The sequence below is a fragment of the Rhizobium sp. BK661 genome (assembly GCF_024808825.1).
In the GTDB taxonomy this organism is placed as follows: Bacteria; Pseudomonadota; Alphaproteobacteria; order Rhizobiales; family Rhizobiaceae; genus Rhizobium.
Genome location: NZ_JANTYT010000001.1, coordinates 843,944 through 868,462, shown reverse-complemented (window position 1 = coordinate 868,462; position 24,519 = coordinate 843,944). Strand labels below are relative to the sequence as shown.

Genomic DNA, 24,519 nt, shown 5'->3' with positions numbered 1-24,519 from the left:
CTCGCCGGCGAACTCGTTGTGATGGTCGCCGTCTATGCCTATACGAGGATCGCCCCGCATAGCGCATCGATCCCAATGCAACGTCACTTTCCGGACATGCGAACTGGTGGGCGCCGGGCGGCCTGCATGGCGTGCTGGTTGACAACCGGTCAAAAGCAAAGCGGGGCTGACAGCCCCGCTTGAAATCTTACTGGAGGAGGTTCCACCACTGCTTGCCGGTACCGGCAATCGCGGCTTCCTTCTTCTTCTTCTTCGCCTTCTTCAGTTCCGGCTCGCCGAGATCGTCCAGCTTTGTCGGATCGTCGACCTGTCGATATTCGGTCGGCGGATCCGAGATGAAGCGGCGATCGGAATAGGTGCCCTTCTGGAGGGCGCGAGCTTCGCGATAGGCCTTGCTCTGGGCTTCCGTCGTCTGCCGGCCACCTTCCACCTTGTCGCTTGCGAGCGGCGAGCGGTAGTTCGGGTTGTCGCTGTTTTCGTCAGCTTCCTTGACGAGGCGCGCGCGGGTTTCTTCCGGAGACTCGATCCACGCCGGATTTGCCGTGCTAGCAATGCTCTGTTGTGGCTCGACGAGGGTTTCCTTGGCGGCTGTGGACGGCAGGACGAGACCCGGGCGAGCGCTGTACTTGACGCCCTTGTTCTTCGGTCCGTCGCCGGTCAGCGAAACGGACTGACCAAGGTCGTCGGTCAACTGTTCCATCGCTGTCTTGTCCGTACCGTAGCGCGGGCTCCCCATGCAGCCGGTGATCATCGCGCCGCCTGCCATAGCAACAGTCAAGCAGACGCCCACACGGAACCAACGTGGTGATAACATGAAAACCCTTCCAGCCATGCCGGTGCAATCATCGCCCAACCGGACAATCGTCCCCCTGACGCAAAAATCCGGCCATTTTCAGGCAGCTTTTACCGGATGAACCGCGTTTAGGCAATTCACCCGGCAATATTCTTCAGTTTTGCACTGCTAGTTCGCGCAATGCAGCCGCATCGCGGGCCGAGACATCGGGATACTCGGGGTCAGAGCCGACATCCGTGGTGATGCGCCAGGAGCGAGCGCATTTCGTGCCCTCGGCCAGTTTCGGCTCAACGCTGACACCCGGCACTTCCGGCAGGCGGAAGGCATCGGCAGGCCCTTCCGTGCGGTCGATGACGATGCCGGAGGTGATGCAGATCTCCTCGAAGTCCTGACCTTCCAGCGCCTTCAAAAGCTCCGCGTCGGTGACGTGGACGACGGGAGCCGCTTCCAGCGAGGAGCCGATGCGCTTGTCCTTGCGCTCGATTTCGAGAGCGCCCGTGACAACCGTACGGACCGCGCGGATCTTCTTCCACTTCTCGGCCAGAGCGTCGTTCTTCCATTCCGCCGGAAGGGTCGGGAACTGCTCGAGGTGAACCGAAACGGCCGAAGGATTGCGTGACAGCCAGGCCTCTTCCGTCGTGAACGGCAGCATCGGCGCCAGCCACGTCACCATGCATTCGAAGATGTTGCGGATGACATGCAAAGCCGAGCGACGGCGCAGGCTCGACGGCGCATCGCAGTAGAGCGCATCCTTGCGGACGTCGAAGTAGAAGGCCGAGAGCTCGACGTTGGCGAAGTCGATGAGCGCGCGGGCGATCTTCTTGAACTCGAACGCGTCATAACCTTCGCGGACGAGCTGATCGAGTTCCGCCAGGCGGTGCAGCATCAGCCTTTCCAGCTCCGGCAGATCGCCAAGCGCGATGACCTCGCCCTTGTCGTGAGCCAGCGTACCTAGCATCCAACGCACGGTGTTGCGCAGCTTGCGATAGGCATCGACGTTCGTCTGGATGATAGTCTTGCCCAGGCGCTGGTCTTCCCAGTAGTCCGTCGTCATGACCCACAGGCGCAGAATGTCCGCGCCGGCGTCCTTCATGACGTCCTGCGGGGAGACCACGTTGCCCTTCGACTTCGACATCTTCTCGCCCTTCTCATCCATGGTGAAGCCATGGGTGATGACAGCGTTATAAGGCGCGCGGCCGCGGGTCGCAGCCGATTCCAGCAGTGAGGAATGGAACCAGCCGCGATGCTGGTCCGACCCTTCCAGATAGACATCGGCCGGCCACTTCAGGTCGGGACGATCTTCCAGCGTGAAGGTGTGGGTCGAGCCAGAGTCGAACCAGACGTCGAGGATATCCATGACCTGCGCCCACTTGGCCGGATCATGCTCGTTGCCGAGGAAACGCTCCTTGGCGCCTTCCGCGAACCAGGCGTCAGCGCCCTCGGCATCGAAGGCATCGAGGATGCGCTGGTTGACGGCATCGTCCTTCAGCACTTCACCGTGCTCGTCGACGAAGACGCAGATCGGCACGCCCCAGGCGCGTTGGCGCGACAGCACCCAATCCGGGCGCTGCTCGATCATGGCGCGCAGGCGGTTCTGGCCAGCACCCGGTACGAAACGAGTATCGTCGATCGCCTTCAGGGCGCGGGAGCGCAGCGTCGTGCCGTCGGCAAGGTCCTTGTCCATGTAGACGAACCATTGCGGCGTATTGCGGAAGATCACCGGCTTCTTCGAGCGCCAGGAGTGCGGGTAGGAATGCTTGAGGCGACCACGCGCGAAGAGCGTATGCCGGCCGATCAGCGCCTTGATGACACGCTCGTTGGCATCGCCTTTCTTGCCACTGTCGTCGATGACGCGAGCCGCACCACCTTCGGCATCCGGACCAAAGCCGGGCGCATCTGCAGTGAAGAAGCCCGCATCATCGACCGGGAACGGGATCGCGGACGAGATGCCGCGGGCTTCGAGCGCCCGGGCGTTATCCATCCAGGCGTCAAAGTCTTCGCGACCGTGGCTCGGCGCGGTATGGACAAAACCGGTGCCGGCATCGTCGGTCACATGATCGCCATCCAAGAGCGGCACCTCGAAATGGTAGCCGCCACCGAGGCCGTGCAGCGGATGCACACAGTTGATGCCCGCAAGATCGGCCGCGGAAATGTCGCGCAGGCGCTTGTACTGAAGCTTGGCCCTGGCGAAAGATTCTTCCGCCAGTTTGTCGGCGAAGATCAGCTTCTCGCCGGGCCGGGGACCGAAATCGTTCTCGGCAGCCGTGACTTCATAGAGGCCGTAGGAGACGCGCGAGGAATACGCGATCGCGCGGTTACCGGGGATCGTCCAGGGTGTCGTCGTCCAGATAACGACTGCGGCGCCGGAAAGCTCGTCCGCACCCTTGGCGACCGGGAACTTCACCCAGATCATGTCGCTGTCGACGTCGGCATACTCGACTTCGGCTTCGGCAAGCGCCGTGCGCTCGACGACCGACCACATGACCGGCTTGGAGCCACGATAGAGCTGGCCCGACTTGGCGATCTTCAAGAGTTCGCCGGCGATACGGCTCTCCGCATGGAAGTTCATCGTCAGGTAGGGGTTTTCGAAATCGCCGATGATGCCGAGGCGCTGGAACTCGCTGCCCTGGATGCCGATCCACTTTTCGGCATAGGCGCGGCACTCGCGGCGGAACTCGATCATTGCCGCCGGCTCGGAAAGGTCGGGCTTGCTCTTGCCCTTGGAACGATAGTTCTCCTCCTCGATCTTCCACTCGATCGGAAGGCCGTGGCAATCCCAGCCGGGAACGTAGTTGGAGTCGAAGCCGCGCATCTGGAACGAGCGGGTGATGACATCCTTGAGGATCTTGTTCAACGCGTGGCCGATATGGATGTTGCCGTTGGCATAGGGAGGGCCGTCGTGAAGCACGAATTTTTCGCGGCCGGCGGCGGAAGCGCGCAGCTGCTTGTAGAGACCCATCTGCTGCCAGCGGGCAACGGTTTCCGGCTCCTTCTGCGGCAGACCGGCGCGCATCGGGAAGTCGGTTTCCGGCAGGTAGAGGGTCTTCGAGTAGTCGATCTTTTCGGCTGTATCGGTCATGTCTAGCAATCGTCTCTAGGCGCCACGGAAGCGGGCGCAACGGGCTTGAAAAATGGTGACGGAGGCGCTCGTCGTCCAAGCGCCAAAAACCCGGACCTTCCGGCCGCTCAGCGCGCGCGGAAGGCCGGGCCGATAATTCGTATCGTGATCGCCAGCCGGAACTTGTTCATCGCGCCGGTTCATAGGCGCTTTTACAGGGAAAAGGAAGAGGGATTTCATGGCCGCGCGGCACAGAAAAGCCGCGGACACCTCGGTCCGCGGCTTCCGTTTTGAAGCAATGGTCAGGCGCGTGCCGTCACCTTTGCCGGGGTCAGCACATTCACCACGACCGCGACGATGATGTTCAACGCCAATGCCAACAGACCGATGTAGACCGTGAAAGCGGTCTCTCCCATGGCGATCGGCTGTAGCGGTTTCCAGCCGGCATTCCAAACCAGATAGGTGCCGCCGAAGAAGCCGACGAACCAGCCGGCGAGCAGCCCCGGTGCCCGGAACCAATTGGTATAAAGGCCGAAGATCAGCGCCGGAAGCGTCTGAAGGATCCAGATGCCGCCGAGAAGCTGGAGGTCAAGCGCGAACTGGGTTGGCAGGAAGAGGATCACCAGCAGCGCACCGACCTTGACCACGAGTGAGGTCACCTTCGCCACCTTGGCCTCGCCGGCATGTGTCACCTGAGGATTGACATAGGCCTTCCAGAAATTGCGGGTAAAGAGGTTGGAAGCGCCGATGCTCATCACTGCCGCCGGCACCAGCGCGCCAATGGCAATCGCCGCGAAGGCGAAGCCCGCAAACCAGCTCGGGAACAACGTCTGGAAAAGCGCCGGCACGACATCGTTGGCACTTTCGAGCTTCAAGCCAGCCGCATGTCCCATGTAGCCGAGCAGCGCCAGAAGGCCGAGCAGCAGCGTATAGGCCGGCAGCAGCACCGCATTCTTGCGGATCGTGTTGCCGCTCTTCGAGGCAAAGATGCCAGTCAGCGTGTGCGGATACATGAAGGCTGCAAGCGCCGATCCGAGCGCCAGCGTCGCGTAGGCGACATACTGGTTTGGCAGAAGAAGTAGGCTGCCGGAACCCTTGGCCTGGAACGCCGCATCGGCGGCGGCAAAGACGTTGGCATAGCCGCCAAGCTTCGATGGGATCAGCGCCACGGCGGCGATGACCACGATGTAGATCATGATGTCCTTGACGAAGGCAATCAGCGCCGGTGCCCGAAGGCCCGCCGAATAGGTGTAGAGCGCGAGTACGATGAAGGCGATCGCAAGCGGCACCTCTCCGTGGAGACCGAGCGCCTTCAGGGCTGCCGTCATACCGACGAGCTGTAGGGCAATGTAGGGCATCGTGGCGATCACGCCGGTGGCGGCGACCGCAAGCTCCAGCCCCCGCGATCCGTACTGGCCGTGAACCACGTCGGCGGCCGTCACGTAGCCAAAATCACTCGCCCGCTTCCAAAGCACGGGCATGACCATGAAGACGAACGGATAGACGACGATCGTGTAGGGCAGCGCGAAGAAGCCGTAGGCGCCGACAGTATAAACCAAAGCCGGAACGGCGATGACGGTGTAGGCGGTATAGAAGTCACCGCCAACCAGGAACCAGGTGACCCAGGTACCGAAGCTGCGGCCGCCAAGACCCCACTCGTCGAGATGGTCAAGTGTTTTCGGCTTGCGCCAGCGGGAGGCGACGAAGCCCATGACCGTGACTAGCACGAAGAAGAAGATGAAAACGGCAAGCGCGGTGGCGTTGAGATCAGTCGTCATCGCGCATGCTCCGGTAGGCGATCCAGGTTAGAAAGGCGGTAACCGGCACCCAGGCCAGCTGATACCAATAGAAGAAGGGGAAGCCGAAGAGGACAGGGTCGTGAAAGTTGTAGAAGGGAACCCATAGGAGCCCGATATAGGGAATGATGAGCAGCCAGCAGACCGCCGTTCCAAACCTCTTATCCATTTGAAGAATGCCTTTCGATGCTGGGGGGCGCAGCGAATCCGCGTCTTATCAAATAGATGACATATCCCTGCGAGCGCACACGACAAGCATCGCCGCCCCGTAAGAGCCACAATTTTCGAAGGTCGCTAGAGCCTCAGACGAAGCAGATCTTGCGATCAAGCTCTCCGAGCGACTGCACACCTGTTAGCAGCGCCCTTGCCTCTTCCTTGTCTCGATTCATCTGCTCGACAAGGGGATCGAGGCCGTCGAACTTCAGTTCAGGGCGCAGGTAGCCGAAGAAGGATACGGAACAGATCTGCCCGTACAGGTCGCCGCTGAAATCGAAGAGGTAGGTTTCGAGCAGCGGCGCACCATTGTCGGTGACCGTCGGCCGCCGACCGTAGCTGGCGACGCCGTCGTGCAGCGTACCGTCATCAAGACGGAAGCGAACGGCGTAAATGCCCGCCTTGAGATCGGCTTCGGCCGGCAACCGCATGTTCGCAGTCGGGAAGCCGAGCTGGCGCCCTAGCTTCTCGCCGCCGATCACTTCCGCTTCGACGGTATAGTGATAGCCGAGCATCGCCGCTGCCTCGCTGACATTGCCGTCTTTCAGCAATTCGCGCACATGGCTCGAGGAGACGACGTCAGTATTCTCGTCACGAAACGCGTCGATCAGCGTAACGCCGAAGCCGTATCTCTGGCCGGCTTCCATCAGGAAGGCCGGACCGCCTTCCCGGCCTCGGCCGAAATGAAAGTTGAAGCCGGTCACGACCTCTGAGGCGTCAAGCCAGTCCTTGAGGATCGAATGGATGAAATCGTCGGCCGAACGCTGCGAAAACTCCCTGTCGAAGGGGTATTCAATGACGGCGTTGAAGCCGATCGCTTCGAGAAGCCGAGCCTTGAGCGGCGCAGGCGTCAGGCGAAAGACCGGCTGATCGGGCCGGAAGACCGTACGCGGATGCGGCTCGAAGGTGAGGACAAGCGCCGGAATGCCGCGATGCCGCGAAATCTCCAAAGCCCGGTTCAGCACGGACTGATGCCCACGATGCACGCCGTCGAAGTTGCCAATGGCGACCACGCCGCCACGCAGCTGGGCCGGCAGTGGTTCACGGGTTTCGTTGCGGTGAAAAACGGTCATCGGCTGGCTTTTCTTGTGCTGAGGTCTTTATGCGAGACGAGGCATCCACCACTTCGGTGATACTTTTTCGCGCTCCAGAAAGGCCGTCAGGATGGCTTCGTCCGTCTCTCCGTTCAGCGTGTATTCCTTCGCGTGGATGCCGCCGCTGATATAGAGGAGGTCGAGGCCGTAATCGAGAGCACCGCGAACATCGGTCGGCATTCCGTCCCCGATTGCAAGGACACGGCCCTTCGGAAATTCCCCATGGGCGTCGCGGGCAACGGACAATACGGCGTCGTAGATCGGCTTGTGCGGCTTCCCGGCAATGCGGGTTTGCCCACCGAGCTGATTGTAGTATGCCGCCATCGCGCCGGCGCAGGGGATGATCTTGTGGCCGCGCTCGACAACCAGATCGGGGTTGGCGCAGATCATCGGCACGCCGCGCACCTGAAACGCCTTCAGCATCTCGGTATAGTCTTCGGGCGTCTCGGTTTCGTCGTCGAAGAAGCCGGTGCATACAACGGAGTCGGCATCCCCCGCATCGACGCGCTCCACGCCAAGCCCCTCGATGATCGCCAGATCACGTTCCGGCCCGAGAAGAAATACCTTCTTCGGCCCCTCGGCAATGAGGCCCCGCGTGACATCGCCCGACGTGACAATCCGATCGTAGGCGCCATCCTGGATGCCGATCTGCCGGAGCTGTGCCACCACCTGCGGAGCAATACGCGGCGAATTGGTGATGAGAACAACGGTCAACCCCTCGCCGCGGGCCGCTTCCAGCGCGGCAGCCGCCTTCGGGAACGGATCGACGCCATTGTGCAAGACACCCCAGACATCGCAGAACACCGCGTCATACTGGCTGGTGATTTCCGCAAAGTTTTCGATCCGCTTGGCCATTCCGATGTCCCGATGTCGTTAAGTCACGGGTGACATCGCAAAGGCCTGCCGGGATGGCAAGGCATTTTGCGCTGCGGCTGTAAAAAACCGAAACGAGCCGACTAGAGGACGGCGGCGGCAGCCTTGGCCAACAGGCCTGCGGCGGTGGATATGCCAATCACCGTCAGGATGCCCTTCTTGAAGCGAAACAGCAGAACGGACGCCAGCAAGAAGATCACGAGCGCGGCGGCATCGAGCGTCCCCCACTGCGGCCAGGCAACGCTGATGATCGGCAGGCCGGTCTTGCCGGAAAAGAGTGCGACGCGGCCAACTTCGGCAAAGAGCACATGCAGGCCGAACCAGAGCGCAAGATTGAGAATGACGCCGACGACCGCAGCCGTAATCGCCGAAAGGGCGGCAGAGAGCTTCTCGTTGTTGCGCAGCTTCTCGATGTAGGGAGCCCCGGCGAAAATCCAGATGAAGCTCGGCACGAACGTCGCCCAGGCAGCGAGGAAGGCGCCGAGAACGCCACCGGCAAGGGGCGCCATCGCAATGGGATTGCGATAGCCAGCGAGGAAACCGACGAAACAGAGGACGAGGACAAGCGGCCCAGGCGTCGTCTCGGCAAGCGCCAGTCCATCGAGCATCTCGCCGGGCTGAAGCCACGCGTAGTGGCCGACGGCAACCTGCGCGACATAGGAAAGCACGGCGTATGCGCCTCCGAAAGTGATGACGGCCATCTTGGAGAAGAAGATGAAGACGGCGCCGAATACATTGGTTTCGCCGCTCAACGTTTCGGCGATCAGGTCCATCGGCGCGTCGAGGCCACGAATGAAGAAGAGCGGTGACTGCCAGACGAGGATCCAGAACACCAATACCACGAGCGGCCTTGCGATCGCATGCGGCGTGACTGCAGGAAGTCGTCCGCGGCGGGCGGTTTGCGGCATCGGCGTTGCCAACCCACGCTGGCGATACTTCATCCACAGCAGTCCTGCTGCGCCGGCGAGGACAATGATGAGAGGAAACGGCAGGTTCAGCATGAAAAGCGCCAGGAACGAGGCGCCGGCCACATAGTAGTGAAAGCGCTCCTTCAGAGCCCGGCGGCTCACCCGGAGCAAGGCCTCGATGACGATGGCCAGGACCGCAGCTTTCACTCCGAAGAAAAGCGCGGGAAGCCAGGCCGCTTCCTGAAAGACGGCGTAAAGGCTCGACAGGATCAGGATGAGCAGAAAGCCCGGTAGTATGAACAGCAGGCCGGCAATCAGCCCGCCACGGACACCGTGCATCAGCCAGCCGATATATGTGGCCAGTTGCTGGGCTTCGGGGCCGGGCAGCAGCATGCAGAAATTAAGCGCGTGCAGGAAGCGTTCCTCAGAGATCCAGCGCTTCTCGTCGACAATGGTCTTGTGCATGAGGGCGATCTGACCGGCCGGCCCGCCGAAGCTCAGGCAGCCGATCCACGCCCAGACGCGAACCGCCTCTCGCAGCGCTGGTGCCGCCACGATGTCTTCTGCCGCGATCGCCTTATTCACGGTTGCCGCCCCTCTTGCCCCAAGGCGCTCGATATCATTGGCACGTCCTTACGACAATCCTAGCGACAGGTGGACGGCAGTGATCTCTTTCGAGGAAAGAAGCTTAGGGAACGGTGGTCACCGCACTGCCTGTCGCACTTCCGACAAGGATATGCTGTTAAGCCTGCTTGAGAAGACGGCGAAGAAAAATTCAGGCCGTCCTTGACTCCCCGATGGGCCACTCCTAAATGCTGCCTCGCTAGCACTCCCCAATGGCGAGTGCTAACACCCATCCGTGCGGGCCGCTCTCGGCCTGCGAGTGTCATTTGATCGAGGGATTAGACAATGGCAAGCACCAACTTCCGCCCCCTTCACGATCGCGTCGTCGTTCGCCGCGTTGAGTCCGAAGAAAAGACCAAGGGCGGCATCATCATTCCGGACACCGCCAAGGAAAAGCCGCAGGAAGGCGAAATCGTCGCCGTCGGTTCCGGCGCTCGTGACGAGTCCGGCAAGGTCGTCGCTCTCGACGTCAAGGCTGGCGATCGCGTTCTGTTCGGCAAGTGGTCCGGCACCGAAGTCAAGATCAACGGCGAAGACCTTCTGATCATGAAGGAAGCCGACATCATGGGCATCATCGGCTAATCAGCCGTTTTCCCTTTCCGATTTTAGCCACGGGCCCAAAGCCCGGACAACTCGAATTCAGGAGTTTCAATCATGGCAGCTAAAGAAATCAAGTTTGGCCGCACAGCGCGCGAAAAGATGCTCAAGGGCGTCGACATTCTCGCTGACGCAGTGAAGGTAACGCTCGGCCCGAAGGGTCGTAACGTCATCATCGACAAGTCCTTCGGCGCTCCGCGCATCACCAAGGACGGCGTTTCGGTCGCCAAGGAAATCGAACTCGAAGACAAGTTCGAAAACATGGGCGCCCAGATGGTCCGCGAAGTTGCTTCGAAGACCAACGACATCGCCGGCGACGGCACGACGACCGCAACGGTTCTGGCCCAGGCGATCGTTCGCGAAGGCGCCAAGGCAGTTGCTGCCGGCATGAACCCGATGGACCTGAAGCGCGGCATCGACCTCGCTGTCGCTGAAGTCGTCAAGGATCTCCAGGCCAAGGCCAAGAAGATCAACACGTCGGAAGAAGTCGCACAGGTCGGCACGATCTCCGCAAACGGCGAAAAGCAGGTCGGTCTCGATATTGCCGAGGCCATGCAGAAGGTCGGCAACGAAGGTGTCATCACCGTCGAAGAAGCCAAGACCGCTGAAACCGAACTCGAAGTCGTCGAAGGCATGCAGTTCGACCGCGGCTACCTCAGCCCGTACTTCGTGACCAACCCGGAAAAGATGATTGCGGACCTCGAAGACGCCTTCATCCTCCTGCACGAGAAGAAGCTCTCGAACCTCCAGGCCATGCTGCCGGTTCTCGAAGCTGTCGTTCAGACCGGCAAGCCGCTCCTCATCATCGCTGAAGACGTCGAAGGCGAAGCGCTTGCTACGCTCGTCGTCAACAAGCTGCGCGGCGGCCTGAAGATCGCTGCTGTCAAGGCTCCTGGCTTCGGCGATCGCCGCAAGGCCATGCTCGAAGACATCGCTATCCTCACTGGCGGCACCGTCATTTCCGAAGACCTCGGCATCAAGCTCGAATCCGTAACGCTCGACATGCTCGGCCGTTCGAAGAAGGTTTCGATCTCCAAGGAAAACACCACGATCGTCGACGGCGCTGGCGCCAAGTCCGACATCGAAGGCCGCGTTGCACAGATCAAGGCTCAGATCGAAGAAACCACTTCGGACTATGACCGCGAAAAGCTGCAGGAACGCCTTGCCAAGCTCGCTGGCGGCGTTGCCGTCATCCGCGTTGGCGGCTCCACGGAAGTCGAAGTCAAGGAAAAGAAGGACCGCATCGACGACGCGCTCAACGCGACGCGCGCTGCTGTTCAGGAAGGCATCGTCCCCGGCGGCGGTATCGCCCTGCTCCGTTCTTCCACGAAGATCGCTGCAAAGGGTGCAAACGACGACCAGGAAGCTGGCATCAACATCGTTCGCCGCGCCCTGCAGGCTCTGGTTCGCCAGATCGCTGAAAACGCAGGCGACGAAGCTTCGATCGTTGTCGGCAAGGTCCTCGACAAGAACGAAGACAACTACGGCTACAACGCCCAGACGTCCGAATATGGCGACATGATCGCCATGGGTATCGTCGACCCGGTCAAGGTTGTTCGTACGGCTCTGCAGAACGCAGCTTCGGTTGCTTCGCTGCTGATCACCACCGAAGCCATGATCGCCGAGCTGCCGAAGAAGGATGCTCCTGGCGGCATGCCGGGCGGCATGGGCGGCATGGGCGGCATGGACATGATGTGATAGGCGCAAGCCTATCGCTGAAGCGTCCATAAAGCTTCACCGATCTATCTCCGGTTTCCCCGGAACAGGAAGGGCGGTCTTCGGACCGCCCTTTTTGGTTTGGGCGTGCGATTCGCGGAACAGCAACTGTGTTCGTTTTTCAATCCTCAGAAAAAACGTTTAAGCAGCGATGTGAGCATGCCTCGCGTTATTCGAGGCTTTCGCAAGGCTTGCGCGCTTGCATTTTTTCTACCGCGGACTGCTTTCCTCGCTGACGCAATTTCGTGCATGTTTTTTCACACAAATGGCAGGTGAAACCGCTTACACCTCAGAAAATTGTCCACCTTTGGTGCTTTCTGCGCCCCTCGAGCAGTTTTCCTGCCGTTTTTCCACTCACAGTGGAGACCGGCACTATGCAAAAAGCAGATTGCCGTTTGCATAAAAGCGCCTATAAATCCGCGCTGCATTCGGCGCGCGTTCATCCGCCGACGGTCGCGATCCAATTCGCTGCCGACCACGGGAACGCGAGGGCGAGCTCGGGAAAAACCCCTCCCGAAAATATACCATAAGTTGTGCGTTTTTCCCGCGGAATTGGAAGCGGCTCCGTTAGCAGTGCCGACATCCAGACCCCATTTCGCAGGTGGCCGAGCATGATGCGCGGCGCAGCATGAACCTGCCCATTCTTGCCGGACGTGCAGCGGGGGAAGCTGTACCTAAGCTGGGGAAAAATTTGTTCAAAATTGCTAAAACCACCACCGCGGCACCGCTCATGCCGGGTTCACTCGACGTCAGCAATCACGACCCTGACCTGCTGGCGCAGTTTTCCATTTCCGAGACCTGGGTCGGAGATTTTTCCACGGGCATCATCCACCTGAAGGAATGGAGCGCGATGCTGCACGGGCTGCCGGCGCGTGAATGCGGCCTTGTCAGCCTTATGCGCTGCTACGACCCGAAGGATCACGATCACATCCTGGACCTCTTCGAGCAGGCCGCGACTCTCTCTTCATCGTTCTGCTTCTCGACCACGATCATGATGCCGAATGGCTTCCGCCAGCCCTTGTTCTGTATGGGCGAGTCGAACGGTCATGATGACGCCTCCCATGGCAGCTTGCTCGGCGTTTTTGTCTTTCCGCGATTCAAAACCAACACCGGCAGCGAGTTCGCGCGGCGCCAGTAATACCTTCCGCGCACAAAAAAGCCGGCCCCTGAAAGGCCGGCTTTTGTCGTTGCCATGTTTCGGCTTATGCCGGGCGCGCCGGGATGTTGAATCCCTTCTCCGATGCCGGCCTGGCGATGCAGCGGTCGAGCCAGTCCACGACCGCCGGAAAGCTCTTGTAGTCAAGCACTTCGCGTCCGCCATAGAAAATGTCGGCGCCGCGCAGCCATGGGAAGGTCGCGATATCGGCGATGGTATAGAGATCGCCCATGATCCACTGGCGGCCCTGGAGGCGCGCTTCCAGCACGCTCAGCAAGCGCTTGGATTCGTCGCGATAGCGCTCCATCGGGTAGGAGTTGTTGGCGACCTTGTCGGCCGCAAACTTGTAGAAGTGCCCGAATTGCCCGAACATCGGTCCGATACCAGCCATCTGGAAGAAGACCCACTGGATCGTCTCGTAGCGCCCTGCTGCGTCTGATGGAATGAGCTTGCCGGTCTTCTCGGCGAGATAGAGCAGGATCGCGCCGGACTCGAAAATGCCGATCGGCTTTCCGTCCGGACCATTGGGATCGATGATCGCCGGAATGCGGCCGTTCGGATTGAGCGACACGAACTCAGGCGATTTCTGGTCATTGGTGTTGAACGAGATCAGGTGCGGCTCGTAGGACAAGCCGAGTTCTTCAAGCGCGATCGATATCTTCACGCCGTTCGGCGTCGGCAACGAATAGAGCTGGATAACGTCGGGGTTCGCTGCCGGCCAGCGCGTCGTGATCGGAAAAGCGGAAAGATCTGCCATTGGGGTCTCCATCTTGGGTGGCCGACCATAGAAGAGGGTTATTGCCAATGGCAAGCCGCCATCGCGACCGATGCGTCGTTCAATAATAGAGAACAAAGCGTCCGCTTCCGTCTATCTTTTCACGACGGCAAAAAAAGGCGACAAAACGGCATCCGAGGTTGAAACCGTGCCGGGGGCACAGAGACCTCAAACGTCATTCACAAACGGAGACTTTGTCCCATGTCGAATACCAATAACGCCATCATTCTTGTTGCTCGTATTCTCCTCTCCTTCATGTTCATCTATGCCGGCTTCGGCAAGCTGACCGATCCGGCTGGCACGGCCGGCATGATCGCCGGTGCTGGTCTTCCGGCCTCCAGCGCGCTTGCCTATCTCGCAGGTGCCTTTGAATTCGTGACCGGTCTTGCCGTCCTCGTCGGCTACCAGACCAAGATCATCGGCTGGCTGCTGGCCGCGTTCTGTGCATTCACCGCCATTGTCTTCCACCTGCCTACGGTCAACGTTCCGGACTTCCCGGCTGCTGCCCTCGGCTGGATCAATGCCCTGAACCAGATCATGGTCATGAAGAACTTCACGCTGGCCGGCGCTTACATCTTCCTCGCGATCGTCGGCCCCGGCCTCTATTCGCTCGACGCACGCCGCGGCGTCTACGCAGTCGCCTAAGCCATCAGGCTCCTCCCAAGCATAAAAAACCCGCCGTCAGCTGACGGCGGGTTTTTTTACGTTTCGGTCTGACGATCGCTCAGAGTGCCGAACGAACGGCGTCGATCAGCCGCTGAACAGTCGCATCGCCAGCGTGGGTTTCCTTGCGCGCCCGGACGAAGCAGGCCTCCGAGCGAAGGATGACGCCGTCGGACAGGACCTTCAGATTATTCGCGCGAAGGGTAGAGCCGGTCGAGGTGATGTCGACGATGATATCGGCTGATCCCGAGGCAGGCGCCCCTTCGGTTGCCCCCAGGCTCTCGACAATCCGGTACAGCTGGATGCCGTGCTGGCTGGAGAAGAATTGCTGCGTCAGCCGCCAATATTTCGTGGCGATCGCCAGACGGCGGCCGTGACGGGCGCGAAAATCGGATGCAACGTCGCCGAGATCGGCCATGGTGTCGACATCGAGCCAGATTTCGGGAACGGCAACCACGACATCGGCATGGCCGAAGCCGAGCCGCGCGCAGACCTCGACGCGCTTGTCAGCCTCCGCCAAACCTTCGCGAACGAGGTCTTCGCCGGTGACGCCGAAATCGACGGTGCCGTTGCCAAGCTCGCGAGAAATCTCCGAAGCCGAGAGGAAGGCGACTTCGACGTCGTCCCAGCCTTCGACGCGTCCGCGATAGGAGCGATCGTTGCCGACAGCGGTGATCCTGATGCCGGCGCGTTCGAAGATCGCCGAGGCATCGTCCTTCATCCGGCCTTTGGAAGGCAATGCGATGGTAATCGTCATCAGGCAGCCCTCTCCGCTTCGATGCGATCCAGCCAGAGCGAGAAGCCAACGGCGGGAATGCGTTCCTTGGCGCCCAAGAAGGTCATCAACCGGTCAAAACGACCGCCACCGGCGAGAACGGCCGAAGTGCCCTGCACGCCGATCTCGAAAACCAGACCGGTGTAGTAATCCAGTGGACGCCCAAAGGCTGCGCGGTAGTCGATCAGCGCCAGATCGACGCCGGCATTGGCCAGAGCGGCCACACGGCCGTCGAAGCGCGCAAGGGCGTTGCCAAGCTTGAGGCCCGCGGCATCGGCAAAACCGGCCAGCGCGGCCGAGGCATTGATCAGCGGCACGTTCAGCGACAGGAACTCCTCCAGCACGCGGAAGGCCGCATCATCAAGGCGCGTTTCGGAGAGGATCAGCTTCTCCTTCAAGCGGCGCGCGATCTCCAGCGGCGAGCGGCTCGCATTCGTCGAATAGCCGGTCGCCTGCATCGTCGCATCGATGTGTGCAACAAGCGCTGCTTCATTGTCGGCGGCAATCAGACGCGCGATCTCGTCACTGAGCCCGGTCACGAACTGAGGGCTGACGAGGCTCGCCAGCAGAGCTTCGAGCTGACTCATGTTGCCGAAGGCATGGATCAGCCGTTTCTGCCACCCGAGCGGCAGACCAAGCGCCTGTACGACTGCCTCAAAGACGGCCTGGTCGCCCAGCGTAACCGAAAGATACTTGCCGGGAACGACGCGCTCCAAGACGCCGATCGCGTCACCGATCGCCCGTGCATCAGCAGCGGCTATGTTGATGTCGCCAAGATCCTCGATCCCGGCCTGATAGAATTCGCTCCCGCCTTCGCGCCGTTGGCGGAAAACTTCACCGAGATAGGAATAGCGCTTCGGCGTGCCGGTGGCGCTCTCGATATGGCGCAGACAGACAGGGATCGTGAACTCCGGCCGCAGGCAAAGACTGGCGCCCGTCTCGTTTTCGGTCATGAAGATACGCCGGCGAAGATCCTCACCGGCAATATCAAGAAACGGTTCGGCCGGCTGGATGACGGGCGTATCCACCCGCTCCGTCTTTCGCGCCGCAAACTCTGAGAGAAGCTCGCCGGAAAAGTCCGGCAGATTGATCAGGGCCATCTCAGCCCGCCCTATTCCGGTCTTCGGCCTGCGCCGCCAGAATTGCCTTCACCTTGGCGACGAGGTCGCCTTCCGCAACCGTTTCCTGGGCAACACGGGCCTCACGCCAGCTGGCATTGTCCTCGATCTCGCCCGACAGGCGCTTGCCCTCGATCAGGTCCTTGATCTGCACGACGCCCTGCGCCCGCTCGTCACCTCCCTGGATGATGGCGACAGGGCAGCCGCGGCGGTCGGCATATTTCAACTGGTTGCCGAACTTCTTCCAGTTGCCCTGGAACATTTCGGCGCGGATGCCGGCGGAGCGCAAGTCCTGCGTCATGCGCTGGTAGCGGCCCATCGCGTCGACATCGCCGTCCATGACCGTGACCAGAACCGGCTCGATGGCCTCGGCCTGGCCGAGCTTGCCAAGGTTCTTCAACGCCGTCATCAGGCGGGAAACACCGATGGAGAAGCCGGTAGCCGGCACCGGCTGGCCCATGAAGCGGGAGACGAGGCCGTCGTAGCGACCACCACCGCCAACGGAACCGAAGACGACCTTCTCGCCCTTCTCGTTGGTGACATCGAACAGAAGCTCGGCTTCGTAGACGGGGCCGGTGTAATATTCGAGGCCGCGCACGACCGACGGATCGATCTTGACGCGGTCGGACTGGTAGCCCGCGCTTCTGACCAATGCGCCAATGAAATTCAGCTCTTCAACGCCTTCAGCACCCTTGGATGTGCCGGCAACGAGTTCCGCCAACTGGGCTGCGCTTTCGGCATAATCCTTGATGCCGACAAAGAAGAGGACCTTGTCGATCTGGCTCTGGTCGAGGCCTGCGCCCTTGGTGAAATCGCCGGACTCATCCTTGCGGCCGGGGCCGAGCAGGAGTGCCACGCCCTCAGGACCGAACTTGTCGAGCTTGTCGATGGCGCGCAGCACGTTGAGGCGCTGGCCGACCTTGTCATCACCTCCGAGACCGATCGCTTCGAGAACGCCGTCGAGAACCTTGCGGTTGTTGACGCGGATGACGTAATCGCCGCGCTTGATGCCGAGGGCTTCCAGCGTATCGGCCATCATCATGCACATTTCGGCATCGGCCTGCACGCCGGGAGCACCGACGGTATCGGCGTCGAACTGCATGAACTGGCGGAAGCGACCTGGGCCTGGCTTCTCGTTGCGGAAAACGTAGCCGGCGCGATAGGTGCGGTACGGCAGCTGGATCTCGTTGAAATTCTCGGCGACATGACGGGCGAGCGGCGCCGTCAGGTCGTAGCGGAGCGACATCCACTGCTCGTCGTCATCCTGCAGCGAGAAGACGCCTTCGTTCGGCCGGTCGGCATCGGGCAGGAACTTGCCGAGCGCATCGGTGTATTCGAAGAGCGGGGTTTCGACAGGATCGAAACCATAGTGCTCATAGACTTCCCGGATCTTCGCGGTCATTTCGTTGACGGCGCGAATGTCGGCTGCCGAACGATCGACGAAGCCGCGGGGAAGTCTGGCCTTGAGCTTTTGTGGTTTCTTCTGCTTGTCGTTCATTTCCAAGGTATTCCGCTCGCTGTGACAGTGGCGGTTTCCTAGCGGAAAGGGCCGGATGCGGCAAGGGCGAAGGCCCTTGATCCGGAACACAGAATCGATTGAACGAGTAGGAATGGATCGAATGGCAGGAGCTCTATCATGATCGCGGAGGCGCTTCTCTATGCCGCGACCGTTCCGGTGACGCTGAAGGCGCATCGCCGGTTCATCCGATACTCCGTCAATCTCTGGTCCCGCGCCGGCCGCTGCAGCCGGCAATGGGCAGAGCACGAGGAGAGGAGCAAGGACGCCATAAGGAGCGCCATGACCGGCCTGCGGCAGAGGAGAACGGCGGTCATCCTGGGATCCGGCTTGCTGCGCGACGTACCGATCGAGGAGCTGGCCCAGACGTTTGATACTGTCGTGCTCGTCGATCTCGTGCATCTCGCCTCGACACGCTTGTGGCTGCGGCGGAAAGGCTACAAGAACGTTCGGCTGATTGAGCGCGACCTTTCAGGCTATGACGACCTCGCGGCGGGCAGGCAGCCGGAACCCCTCGCCTTCCTGAGAACCGTTCCGTATCTCGACTTCGTGGTCTCGGCCAATCTCCTCTCGCAGATCGGTCGAGGCGTGAAACGACGCTTCGAGGCGGAGCAGGAAGGCGCCCTGCCCGCCGATACTGTCGCACAGCTGATCCAGGCGCACCGGTCGGCATTGGAAGCGGCGCCTTGCAAGACTTGCCTGATCACCGATGTCTCCTATGCCGTCATCGACCGCACCGGGAAGGTCCATGAAGAGGCCGACTTGCTGCATGGTGTGTCGCTGCGATCGGTTCAAGCCGACTGGACATGGCCCGTGGCGCCGATCGGCGAGGAAAGCGCCGACTATCAGATCGTGCACAAGGTTGTTGCGGCATATTGAGCGTCGGCTCGTCCGAGCCCGGGTCTCGCTCGGGGCGATGTCGCCAGTTCGAGCACCGCCGACGTGTCCTTGGTTGACAAATGGCAGGCAGCCCATAGTCTGCGTGTACGCCTTTGAAATCGCAACCGCTCGAGGATGAGGATCATGCCTATGACGAAGTGCATGAGACGGTTTCTGCTAGCGCATCTTGCTCTTTGCCTTACGGCTTTCGCGGCGGCCGCTGCGACGCTCGATACGATCACTGAGCGCAGCAGCGTGCGCATCGGCTACATCGCCGACGAAGCGCCCTTTTCCTCCAGCAAGGCGGGCGCCAATCCGACGGGATACGCCATCGACCTCTGTGGCAAGATCGCCGATGAAATAGAACACCAGGTTCCGCAGCTGAAGCGCGAATACATCGAGACGACTCTCGCCAGCGGCTTCGACGCGGTGAAAAATGGAGAGGTCGATCTGCTTTGCGGCGCGATCACCGTCAATTTGAAGCGGCGCGAAATAGTCGACTTCTCGCAGCCCATCTTCCTGACCGGGGCGACTGCACTGCTCCGCAAGGATTCGCCCAACTATCTGCAAACGCTTTTTCTCGAGAAGCCTGCTGTTCGCGCCGTTAGCGAGCATGTCGCCTCGACGCGCGTCATCGGCGTGCGTGCCAATACGACGACGGGAGTGACACTGCGCGAGGCGCTGGCAACCCAGGTATCGAAGACCAAGCTTGCCGATTTCCAGACGCATGAGGACGGGCTCGCCGCACTCGAGGATCGCAAGATCGATGCCTATATCGCGGATCAGGCGCTGCTCGCCAGCCTGGCTTCGCGGGCGCGCGATCCGTCCTCGCTTGAGATCGGCGATCGCCTGTTTACGCACGAACCCTATGCGATAGGGCTGCGTCGCGACGACGCCGACTTCCGCTTGCTGGCCGATCGTGCCTTGACGGCTTTCTACCTGTCAGACGATTTTCTGCCGCTGCTGGAAAGCTATTTCGGAGCGGAGGCGGCACCGATGCTGCACACGCAAATCATCATGGAGCATGTGCCCGATTGATATCAAATGCGGAGCGAAGCGTACGGCCCGTCTATTTGGGAGGATGGGCGCTTGGGCGGACGGTGCGAAGAGCGACTTCGAAAGGGAAGACCATCTTGAGCCAGCAGCGTCCCTGCGACGCTGTCATGCGAACCACTTGATTGTGGTCTAAGGTAGCAATGGCTATATTGATTTTGCAGCCACAGGTTTGTCGTCGGAGGGGGCGGCCATGCGGATCGCGATCATGGGGTCGGGCGCCATCGGCGGCTATCTTGGTGCACGGCTCGCTGTCGCGGGCCATGATGTCACTTTTATTGCCCGGGGGCCCCACCTCGAGGCAATGCGAAGCAACGGACTGCAGCTTGAAAGTCCGCTCGGCAATCTCAGCCTGCCACATGTGAAGGCGACTGCGACGCCCGGCGAGGTCGGCCATGTCGACATCGTTTTCTTCGCCGTTAAGCTCTATGACAGCGACACGGCGGCTGCGGCAATCGTGCCGATGGTCGGGCCGGAAACGAGAGTGGTGACGTTGCAAAACGGCATCGACAGCGTCGAGACCCTGGGTCGGCTGGTGCCGCCGTCACAGGTTGTCGGCGGCGCTGCCTACATTTCGGGATACATAAAACAGCCCGGCCTGATCGTGCATCTCGGTGGTGCAGGGCAGTTCTATATCGGCGGGCATCGTGACCCGGTGATCAGTGCGTTGCTCGCGGCATCCATCCAGGCCGGAGACATTGGGCTGCAGACGGTCGAAGATATCGATCAGACGCTCTGGACCAAGTTCGTGACGCTCTGCGCGTTCTCGGGTGCGACCAGCTTAATTCGATCCGGAATTGGATCGATCCTGACAGATCCTGAGTCTCGCACATTGCTTGCCCAGTTGCGGGATGAGGGCATGGCGGTGGCGAAGGCAGCCGGTCACCCGATGCAGGACGAATATGAAGCGTACGCTGAATCGATCTGGCAGAACCTGCCGCCCGATACGTGCTCATCGATGGCCAATGATCTCTTGAACGGAAAACCACTGGAACTTGCCTGGCTTTCAGGGCGAATGCACGCGCTTGGGAACGGCCTTGGCATACCGACGCCATCACACACGGCGGTTTATCGCGCGCTGCATCTCTACGCGAAGGGTACACTCAACTCCACGGCTGACGGCTTTTCTGGGAGGGAAACGAATGGAGACCTTGCGAAATCAGGCTGAAGGCACTGCTTCGGCGGCCACCGACGATGCACAAGCCATGTTCAATAAACATCTGGCAACTTACCGGAAGATCGTCGGCGAAAACCTCATGTTTCACCGCGAGGTCTATGGCTTGCTGCGCACACTGTTGTCCCAGGAGATGCCCAAGCCGTTCAAATTTCTCGATATCGCTTGCGGGGATGCAGTTGCCTCGGCGGGTGCGTTGAAGGGGAGTGCCATCGGCCACTATTACGGGATCGACCTCTCTCCGCAGTCGTTGGATCTCGCGAGGGAATCGCTGAAGGACTTGCCGTGCCCTATCGACCTGCGGTGTGGCGATTTTGCCGAAGCAATGGCCGACTGGTCCGACACCGTGGACTTCGTATGGATTGGCATGTCGCTGCATCATCTCCAGCCGGACGGAAAGGTCCGATTGATGAAAGATGTGCGCGATACATTGAGCCGTGACGGCCTGTTTTTGATCTGGGAACCCACCCTTCTCGACGAGGAAAACCGGGAAGAACATTTTGATCGGTTCTCGGCCTATCGTAATGTGTGGGCTGCATTAACGGACGAAGAATTTGCGGCGATGGACGCGCATATGAGGCTCGCCGACTTCCCGGAAAAGGCCGACACATGGAAGGCGATGGGCCGTGAAGCCGGGTTCTCCGAAGCTGAACAAATATTCCTGATGCCCAATCGCTTCGGGAGAGTCTACCAATACAGGAACTAGTGTCAGCTCGCCGTGCTTGGTGGGTGGCCCTGCCGGAAGGAGTGGCCTTCAAGGCCGCGCATCCTCCGATGTCTTTCGGACCGCCATCTGATGTTCGCCTCGGGCCGATGTGGCCCACGCGACCAGTGTCTGCCAAATCCGCAAAATGCAGCTTGGCTTCTTTGCGTCGTGTTCCTATTTTGACGGCATGCGCTTTTTTGCAATCATCGCGATGGCACTTGCCTGGATGGCCTACGGCACCATGTCCGCCTGGGCTGGCTGTCCGACATGCCTGTCGATGCAGACCGTCGCAGCGACCTCCAGTGTCGAACACCATCATGTGGCCGGAATGGACATGGGCGAGAACGCGAAATCCGCGCCTGCGCAACAGGATCCGTGTTCAGCCAGCGGCATGGTGCACATGCCCTTCTGCTCAGCCTGTCTCGTCGTGCCGCCGCCGATGGTGTTCGCGGCAGCCGGAAAGCACGTATTTTCCTATCCTGCCCCTGGACCGGCCGATGCGATGCGGGATGCACGCCCTCAGCCCCTGGCGCCGCCTCCCCGGCTTGTCTGACCGGTTTTCATGAAACGCCGCGGCTTCGGCCGCGCATTGAACCCCAGTATCAGACAGAGGAAGGTAATCCCATGTCTCTGAAAACTCTCGCTCTTGCTGCAACGCTTGCCCTCTCTGCCACGCCCCTCTTCGCGGAGGATGCGCCGATGGACATGAGCAAGCCGATGGGCGATCACAGTGCATCGAGCCACGCGTTCGCGGAGGCGAACGCGAAGATGCACAAGGACATGATGCTCAAATATAGCGGCGATACCGACGTCGACTTCGTCCGGGGCATGATCCCGCACCATCAGGGCGCGATCGACATGGCGAAGATCGAATTGCAATACGGCAAGGATCCGGAAATCCGCAAGCTGGCGGAAGCCGTGATCAAGGCCCAGGAGGCCGAAATCGCCGACATGCAGGCCTGGCTGAAGGCGCACGGCAAGTAATAGCCAAGGACGCCGGAGCAGCAAGCCCCGGCGTCCGTTTCACGAAACTTCAATCAGGCCTTCGGCTGGAATGGCTCCGGCCGACGGCCGGCACCCTGTCGCGAAAGCATCCAACCCGGATATTCAGGCGCAAGCTCGCTGACCTCATCGAGTTTCTTCAAATCGTCCGCATCGAGTTTCAGGTTGACCGCCGCCAGGTTCTGGTCGAGCTGCTCGACCCGCTTGGCGCCGATGATGACGGTTGTCACGAACGGCTTCGCGAGAATGTAGGCAAGCGCGACAGTAGCGACGCTCGTGCCGTGCTTTTCGGCGATCTCGCGCATCACGGCAACGCAGGCCCAGGCGCGATTCTTGTCGACTGGCGGGAAGTCAAACGCAGCGCGGCGACCTTCGCCGTTGCCAGGCGCTCCCGGCCCATACTTGCCGGAGAGTAGGCCGCCCGCCAGTGGCGACCAGACCATCAGGCCGAGCTTCTCCTCCTGCATCATCGGCACGATGTCGCGTTCCAGATCGCGGCCGGCGATGGAATAATAGGCCTGCACCGTCTCGAACCGAGCGAAGCCGCGACGCTCGGAGATGCCAAGCGCCTTGGCAATGCGCCATGCCTGCCAGTTGGAAACGCCGACATAGCGCACCAAACCACGAGAAACGAGATCGTCGAAGGCGCGCAGCGTCTCGTCGATCGGCGTGACCGTGTCGGTGGCGTGGATCTGATAAAGGTCGATATGATCGGTCTGAAGACGCTTCAGGCTGGCCTCGACCGAATCCATGATGTGCCCGCGCGAAGCGCCACGATCATTCGGCTTGTCGCCCATGGTGCCATAGACCTTCGTGGCAATCACGACGTCCTTGCGGGGAACGCCGAGGTTTTTCAGTGCCTGGCCGAGCAGTTTTTCGGACTCACCGAAGGAGTAGACATCTGCCGTATCGATGAAGTTGACCCCTGATGCCAGCGACTTTTCGACGATTTGATCGGCAGCCTTCTGGTCGACGTCAGCGATGGAACCCCAGAGATTGTTTTCGCCGGCGGCACCGAATGTCATCGTGCCGAGGCAGATTTCCGAGACGAACAGTCCAGTATTTCCAAGTTGATTGTAACGCATGGTCGGAGATTTCCTTGTGACGGCCGCGAGCGCGACCTAAAGACGGTTGAATTGATTTTTGGTTATTGGCCTGGTCGAGACAGGAACAGCCAAAATGCGGCTGTGCGAGAGGCCCTATCGATGTAAGGCGAACCGACGGTATTTCAACGTGTCCGTTACCATCCGACCATTCGCATCCCCTTGTTTCGCGCCCGGCCTCCAATAAATTCTACTTGATGACTCGGAGATGACGGATGACGACCCGCGCGCTGACAACCATCGGCTTCGATGCCGACGACACGCTCTGGCAGAACGAGCAATATTATCGGCTGACCGAGGCGCATTTCACCGAACTGCTGGCTGATTTTGCAGACGGCCCGAGGGTGTCGGAGCGACTGCTCGAGGCCGAGAAGCGCAATCTCCGCCACTACGGCTTCGGCATCAAGGGATTTACCTTGTCGATGATCGAGACGGCGATCGAAGTCACTGAAGGCAAGGTCCCTGCCAGCGTCATTGCCAGCATTCTCGACACCGGCCGAGACCTGCTTTCCCACCCGGTCGAGACCCTGCCGCACGTTCAGGAGACGCTGGCGGCACTCTCGGAGAACTACCTGCTGGTGATGATCACCAAGGGCGACCTGTTCGATCAGGAGCGCAAGTTGGCGCAATCCGGGCTCGGCGATTTCTTTCACGCGGTCGAGATTGTTTCCGACAAGACTGCTGTAACCTACCGCCGGATCTTCTCCAAGGTCGGGGGTGGCCCGGAACGGGCGATGATGGTCGGCAATTCGCTGAAATCAGACATCGTCCCGGCGATCGCCGCCGGCAGCTACGGCGTCTTCGTGCCGCACGAGCTCACCTGGGTGGTCGAGCATGTCGAGGAGCCGAAAGATGCGCCGCGCTTCCGCAAGATCGAACATCTGGGGGAACTGCGCGGCCTGATCGAAGGCCTCGGCTAACCTGCTG

23 protein-coding genes are annotated in these 24,519 nt (G+C 60.6%); 11 read left to right on the top strand and 12 right to left on the bottom strand.

What is annotated here, in order from left to right; all coding sequences use genetic code 11:
* Nucleotides 1-187 precede the first annotated feature (187 nt).
* The 7 genes from FHX16_RS04250 to chrA all read right to left on the bottom strand — a co-directional run bounded on the left by FHX16_RS04250 (nucleotide 188) and on the right by chrA (nucleotide 9,320).
* The gene (locus FHX16_RS04250; protein WP_114711652.1) at nucleotides 188-814 is read right to left on the bottom strand and encodes a hypothetical protein; all 627 of its coding nucleotides are present in this window, start codon (nucleotides 812-814) and stop codon (nucleotides 188-190) included.
* A 133-nt stretch (nucleotides 815-947) separates the two neighbouring features.
* Nucleotides 948-3,872, bottom strand: coding sequence for an isoleucine--tRNA ligase (gene ileS, locus FHX16_RS04245; protein ID WP_259126606.1), 2,925 nt, complete (start codon nucleotides 3,870-3,872; stop codon nucleotides 948-950).
* A 281-nt stretch (nucleotides 3,873-4,153) separates the two neighbouring features.
* Nucleotides 4,154-5,629, bottom strand: a complete 1,476-nt coding sequence (gene mctP, locus FHX16_RS04240) for a monocarboxylate uptake permease MctP (RefSeq protein ID WP_259126605.1) — start codon at nucleotides 5,627-5,629, stop codon at nucleotides 4,154-4,156.
* A complete protein-coding gene (locus FHX16_RS04235; RefSeq protein WP_114711644.1) occupies nucleotides 5,619-5,816 on the bottom strand; it encodes a DUF3311 domain-containing protein in 198 nt (65 codons plus the stop codon). The genes mctP and FHX16_RS04235 overlap by 11 nt, the downstream gene beginning before the upstream one ends.
* Nucleotides 5,817-5,949: 133 nt before the next feature.
* Complete coding sequence (locus tag FHX16_RS04230; protein ID WP_183860039.1) at nucleotides 5,950-6,933, bottom strand: bifunctional riboflavin kinase/FAD synthetase; 984 nt, start codon at nucleotides 6,931-6,933, stop codon at nucleotides 5,950-5,952.
* Between the two features lie 27 nt (nucleotides 6,934-6,960).
* Nucleotides 6,961-7,809: a TIGR01459 family HAD-type hydrolase gene (locus FHX16_RS04225; protein WP_183860041.1), complete on the bottom strand. Its 849-nt coding sequence runs from the start codon at nucleotides 7,807-7,809 to the stop codon at nucleotides 6,961-6,963.
* Between the two features lie 101 nt (nucleotides 7,810-7,910).
* Nucleotides 7,911-9,320, bottom strand: a complete 1,410-nt coding sequence (gene chrA / locus FHX16_RS04220; protein ID WP_183860043.1) for a chromate efflux transporter — start codon at nucleotides 9,318-9,320, stop codon at nucleotides 7,911-7,913.
* 324 nt (nucleotides 9,321-9,644) lie between these two features.
* On the opposite strand from chrA, the gene groES reads away from it, so the two are divergent.
* The 3 genes from groES (at nucleotide 9,645) to FHX16_RS04205 (ending at nucleotide 12,810) form a co-directional block, all read left to right on the top strand.
* Nucleotides 9,645-9,941 (top strand): co-chaperone GroES, encoded by a 297-nt coding sequence (gene groES / locus FHX16_RS04215; protein WP_004675403.1) that lies wholly within the window; start codon nucleotides 9,645-9,647, stop codon nucleotides 9,939-9,941.
* A gap of 72 nt (nucleotides 9,942-10,013) precedes the next feature.
* Nucleotides 10,014-11,654 carry a chaperonin GroEL gene (gene groL / locus FHX16_RS04210; protein ID WP_183752439.1) on the top strand — a complete coding sequence of 547 codons (1,641 nt, stop codon included), beginning with the start codon at nucleotides 10,014-10,016 and terminating at the stop codon, nucleotides 11,652-11,654.
* Between the two features lie 709 nt (nucleotides 11,655-12,363).
* Nucleotides 12,364-12,810, top strand: a complete 447-nt coding sequence (locus FHX16_RS04205) for a hypothetical protein (protein WP_183860748.1) — start codon at nucleotides 12,364-12,366, stop codon at nucleotides 12,808-12,810.
* Between the two features lie 64 nt (nucleotides 12,811-12,874).
* Here the strand turns inward: FHX16_RS04205 and FHX16_RS04200 are convergent, their stop codons facing one another.
* Complete coding sequence (locus FHX16_RS04200) at nucleotides 12,875-13,585, bottom strand: glutathione binding-like protein (RefSeq protein ID WP_183860045.1); 711 nt, start codon at nucleotides 13,583-13,585, stop codon at nucleotides 12,875-12,877.
* Between the two features lie 219 nt (nucleotides 13,586-13,804).
* Between FHX16_RS04200 and FHX16_RS04195 the strand changes: the two genes are divergently transcribed.
* Nucleotides 13,805-14,248, top strand: a complete 444-nt coding sequence (locus FHX16_RS04195; RefSeq protein WP_183752443.1) for a DoxX family protein — start codon at nucleotides 13,805-13,807, stop codon at nucleotides 14,246-14,248.
* Nucleotides 14,249-14,327: 79 nt separating this feature from the next.
* Here FHX16_RS04195 and hisG read toward each other — a convergent pair whose 3' ends face one another.
* From hisG to hisS, 3 genes are read right to left on the bottom strand one after another with little or no spacing between them, the layout of a single operon-like run.
* The gene (gene hisG / locus FHX16_RS04190) at nucleotides 14,328-15,023 is read right to left on the bottom strand and encodes an ATP phosphoribosyltransferase (RefSeq protein ID WP_183860047.1); all 696 of its coding nucleotides are present in this window, start codon (nucleotides 15,021-15,023) and stop codon (nucleotides 14,328-14,330) included.
* Complete coding sequence (locus FHX16_RS04185; protein ID WP_183860049.1) at nucleotides 15,023-16,141, bottom strand: ATP phosphoribosyltransferase regulatory subunit; 1,119 nt, start codon at nucleotides 16,139-16,141, stop codon at nucleotides 15,023-15,025. The genes hisG and FHX16_RS04185 overlap by 1 nt, the downstream gene beginning before the upstream one ends.
* Before the next feature lies 1 nt (nucleotide 16,142).
* Nucleotides 16,143-17,657, bottom strand: coding sequence for a histidine--tRNA ligase (gene hisS, locus FHX16_RS04180; RefSeq protein WP_183860051.1), 1,515 nt, complete (start codon nucleotides 17,655-17,657; stop codon nucleotides 16,143-16,145).
* A gap of 138 nt (nucleotides 17,658-17,795) precedes the next feature.
* Here hisS and FHX16_RS04175 point away from each other — a divergent pair, with 138 nt between their 5' ends.
* From FHX16_RS04175 to FHX16_RS04150, 6 genes are all read left to right on the top strand, one after another.
* Nucleotides 17,796-18,554 (top strand): hypothetical protein, encoded by a 759-nt coding sequence (locus FHX16_RS04175; RefSeq protein ID WP_183860053.1) that lies wholly within the window; start codon nucleotides 17,796-17,798, stop codon nucleotides 18,552-18,554.
* Between the two features lie 150 nt (nucleotides 18,555-18,704).
* Nucleotides 18,705-19,592, top strand: a complete 888-nt coding sequence (locus FHX16_RS04170) for an amino acid ABC transporter substrate-binding protein (RefSeq protein ID WP_183860750.1) — start codon at nucleotides 18,705-18,707, stop codon at nucleotides 19,590-19,592.
* A gap of 208 nt (nucleotides 19,593-19,800) precedes the next feature.
* Nucleotides 19,801-20,775, top strand: a complete 975-nt coding sequence (locus tag FHX16_RS04165; RefSeq protein WP_183860055.1) for a ketopantoate reductase family protein — start codon at nucleotides 19,801-19,803, stop codon at nucleotides 20,773-20,775.
* Nucleotides 20,750-21,487, top strand: a complete 738-nt coding sequence (locus tag FHX16_RS04160) for a class I SAM-dependent methyltransferase (RefSeq protein WP_183860057.1) — start codon at nucleotides 20,750-20,752, stop codon at nucleotides 21,485-21,487. Before FHX16_RS04165 ends, FHX16_RS04160 begins: the two co-directional genes overlap by 26 nt.
* A 187-nt stretch (nucleotides 21,488-21,674) precedes the next feature.
* Nucleotides 21,675-22,040, top strand: a complete 366-nt coding sequence (locus FHX16_RS04155; RefSeq protein WP_183860059.1) for a hypothetical protein — start codon at nucleotides 21,675-21,677, stop codon at nucleotides 22,038-22,040.
* A gap of 71 nt (nucleotides 22,041-22,111) precedes the next feature.
* Nucleotides 22,112-22,471, top strand: coding sequence for a DUF305 domain-containing protein (locus FHX16_RS04150; RefSeq protein WP_183752460.1), 360 nt, complete (start codon nucleotides 22,112-22,114; stop codon nucleotides 22,469-22,471).
* Between the two features lie 53 nt (nucleotides 22,472-22,524).
* Here FHX16_RS04150 and FHX16_RS04145 read toward each other — a convergent pair whose 3' ends face one another.
* Nucleotides 22,525-23,574, bottom strand: coding sequence for an aldo/keto reductase (locus FHX16_RS04145; RefSeq protein ID WP_183860061.1), 1,050 nt, complete (start codon nucleotides 23,572-23,574; stop codon nucleotides 22,525-22,527).
* A 233-nt stretch (nucleotides 23,575-23,807) separates the two neighbouring features.
* On the opposite strand from FHX16_RS04145, the gene FHX16_RS04140 reads away from it, so the two are divergent.
* Nucleotides 23,808-24,512, top strand: a complete 705-nt coding sequence (locus tag FHX16_RS04140) for an HAD family hydrolase (protein WP_016552882.1) — start codon at nucleotides 23,808-23,810, stop codon at nucleotides 24,510-24,512.
* The last annotated feature ends 7 nt before the right edge of the window (nucleotides 24,513-24,519 follow it).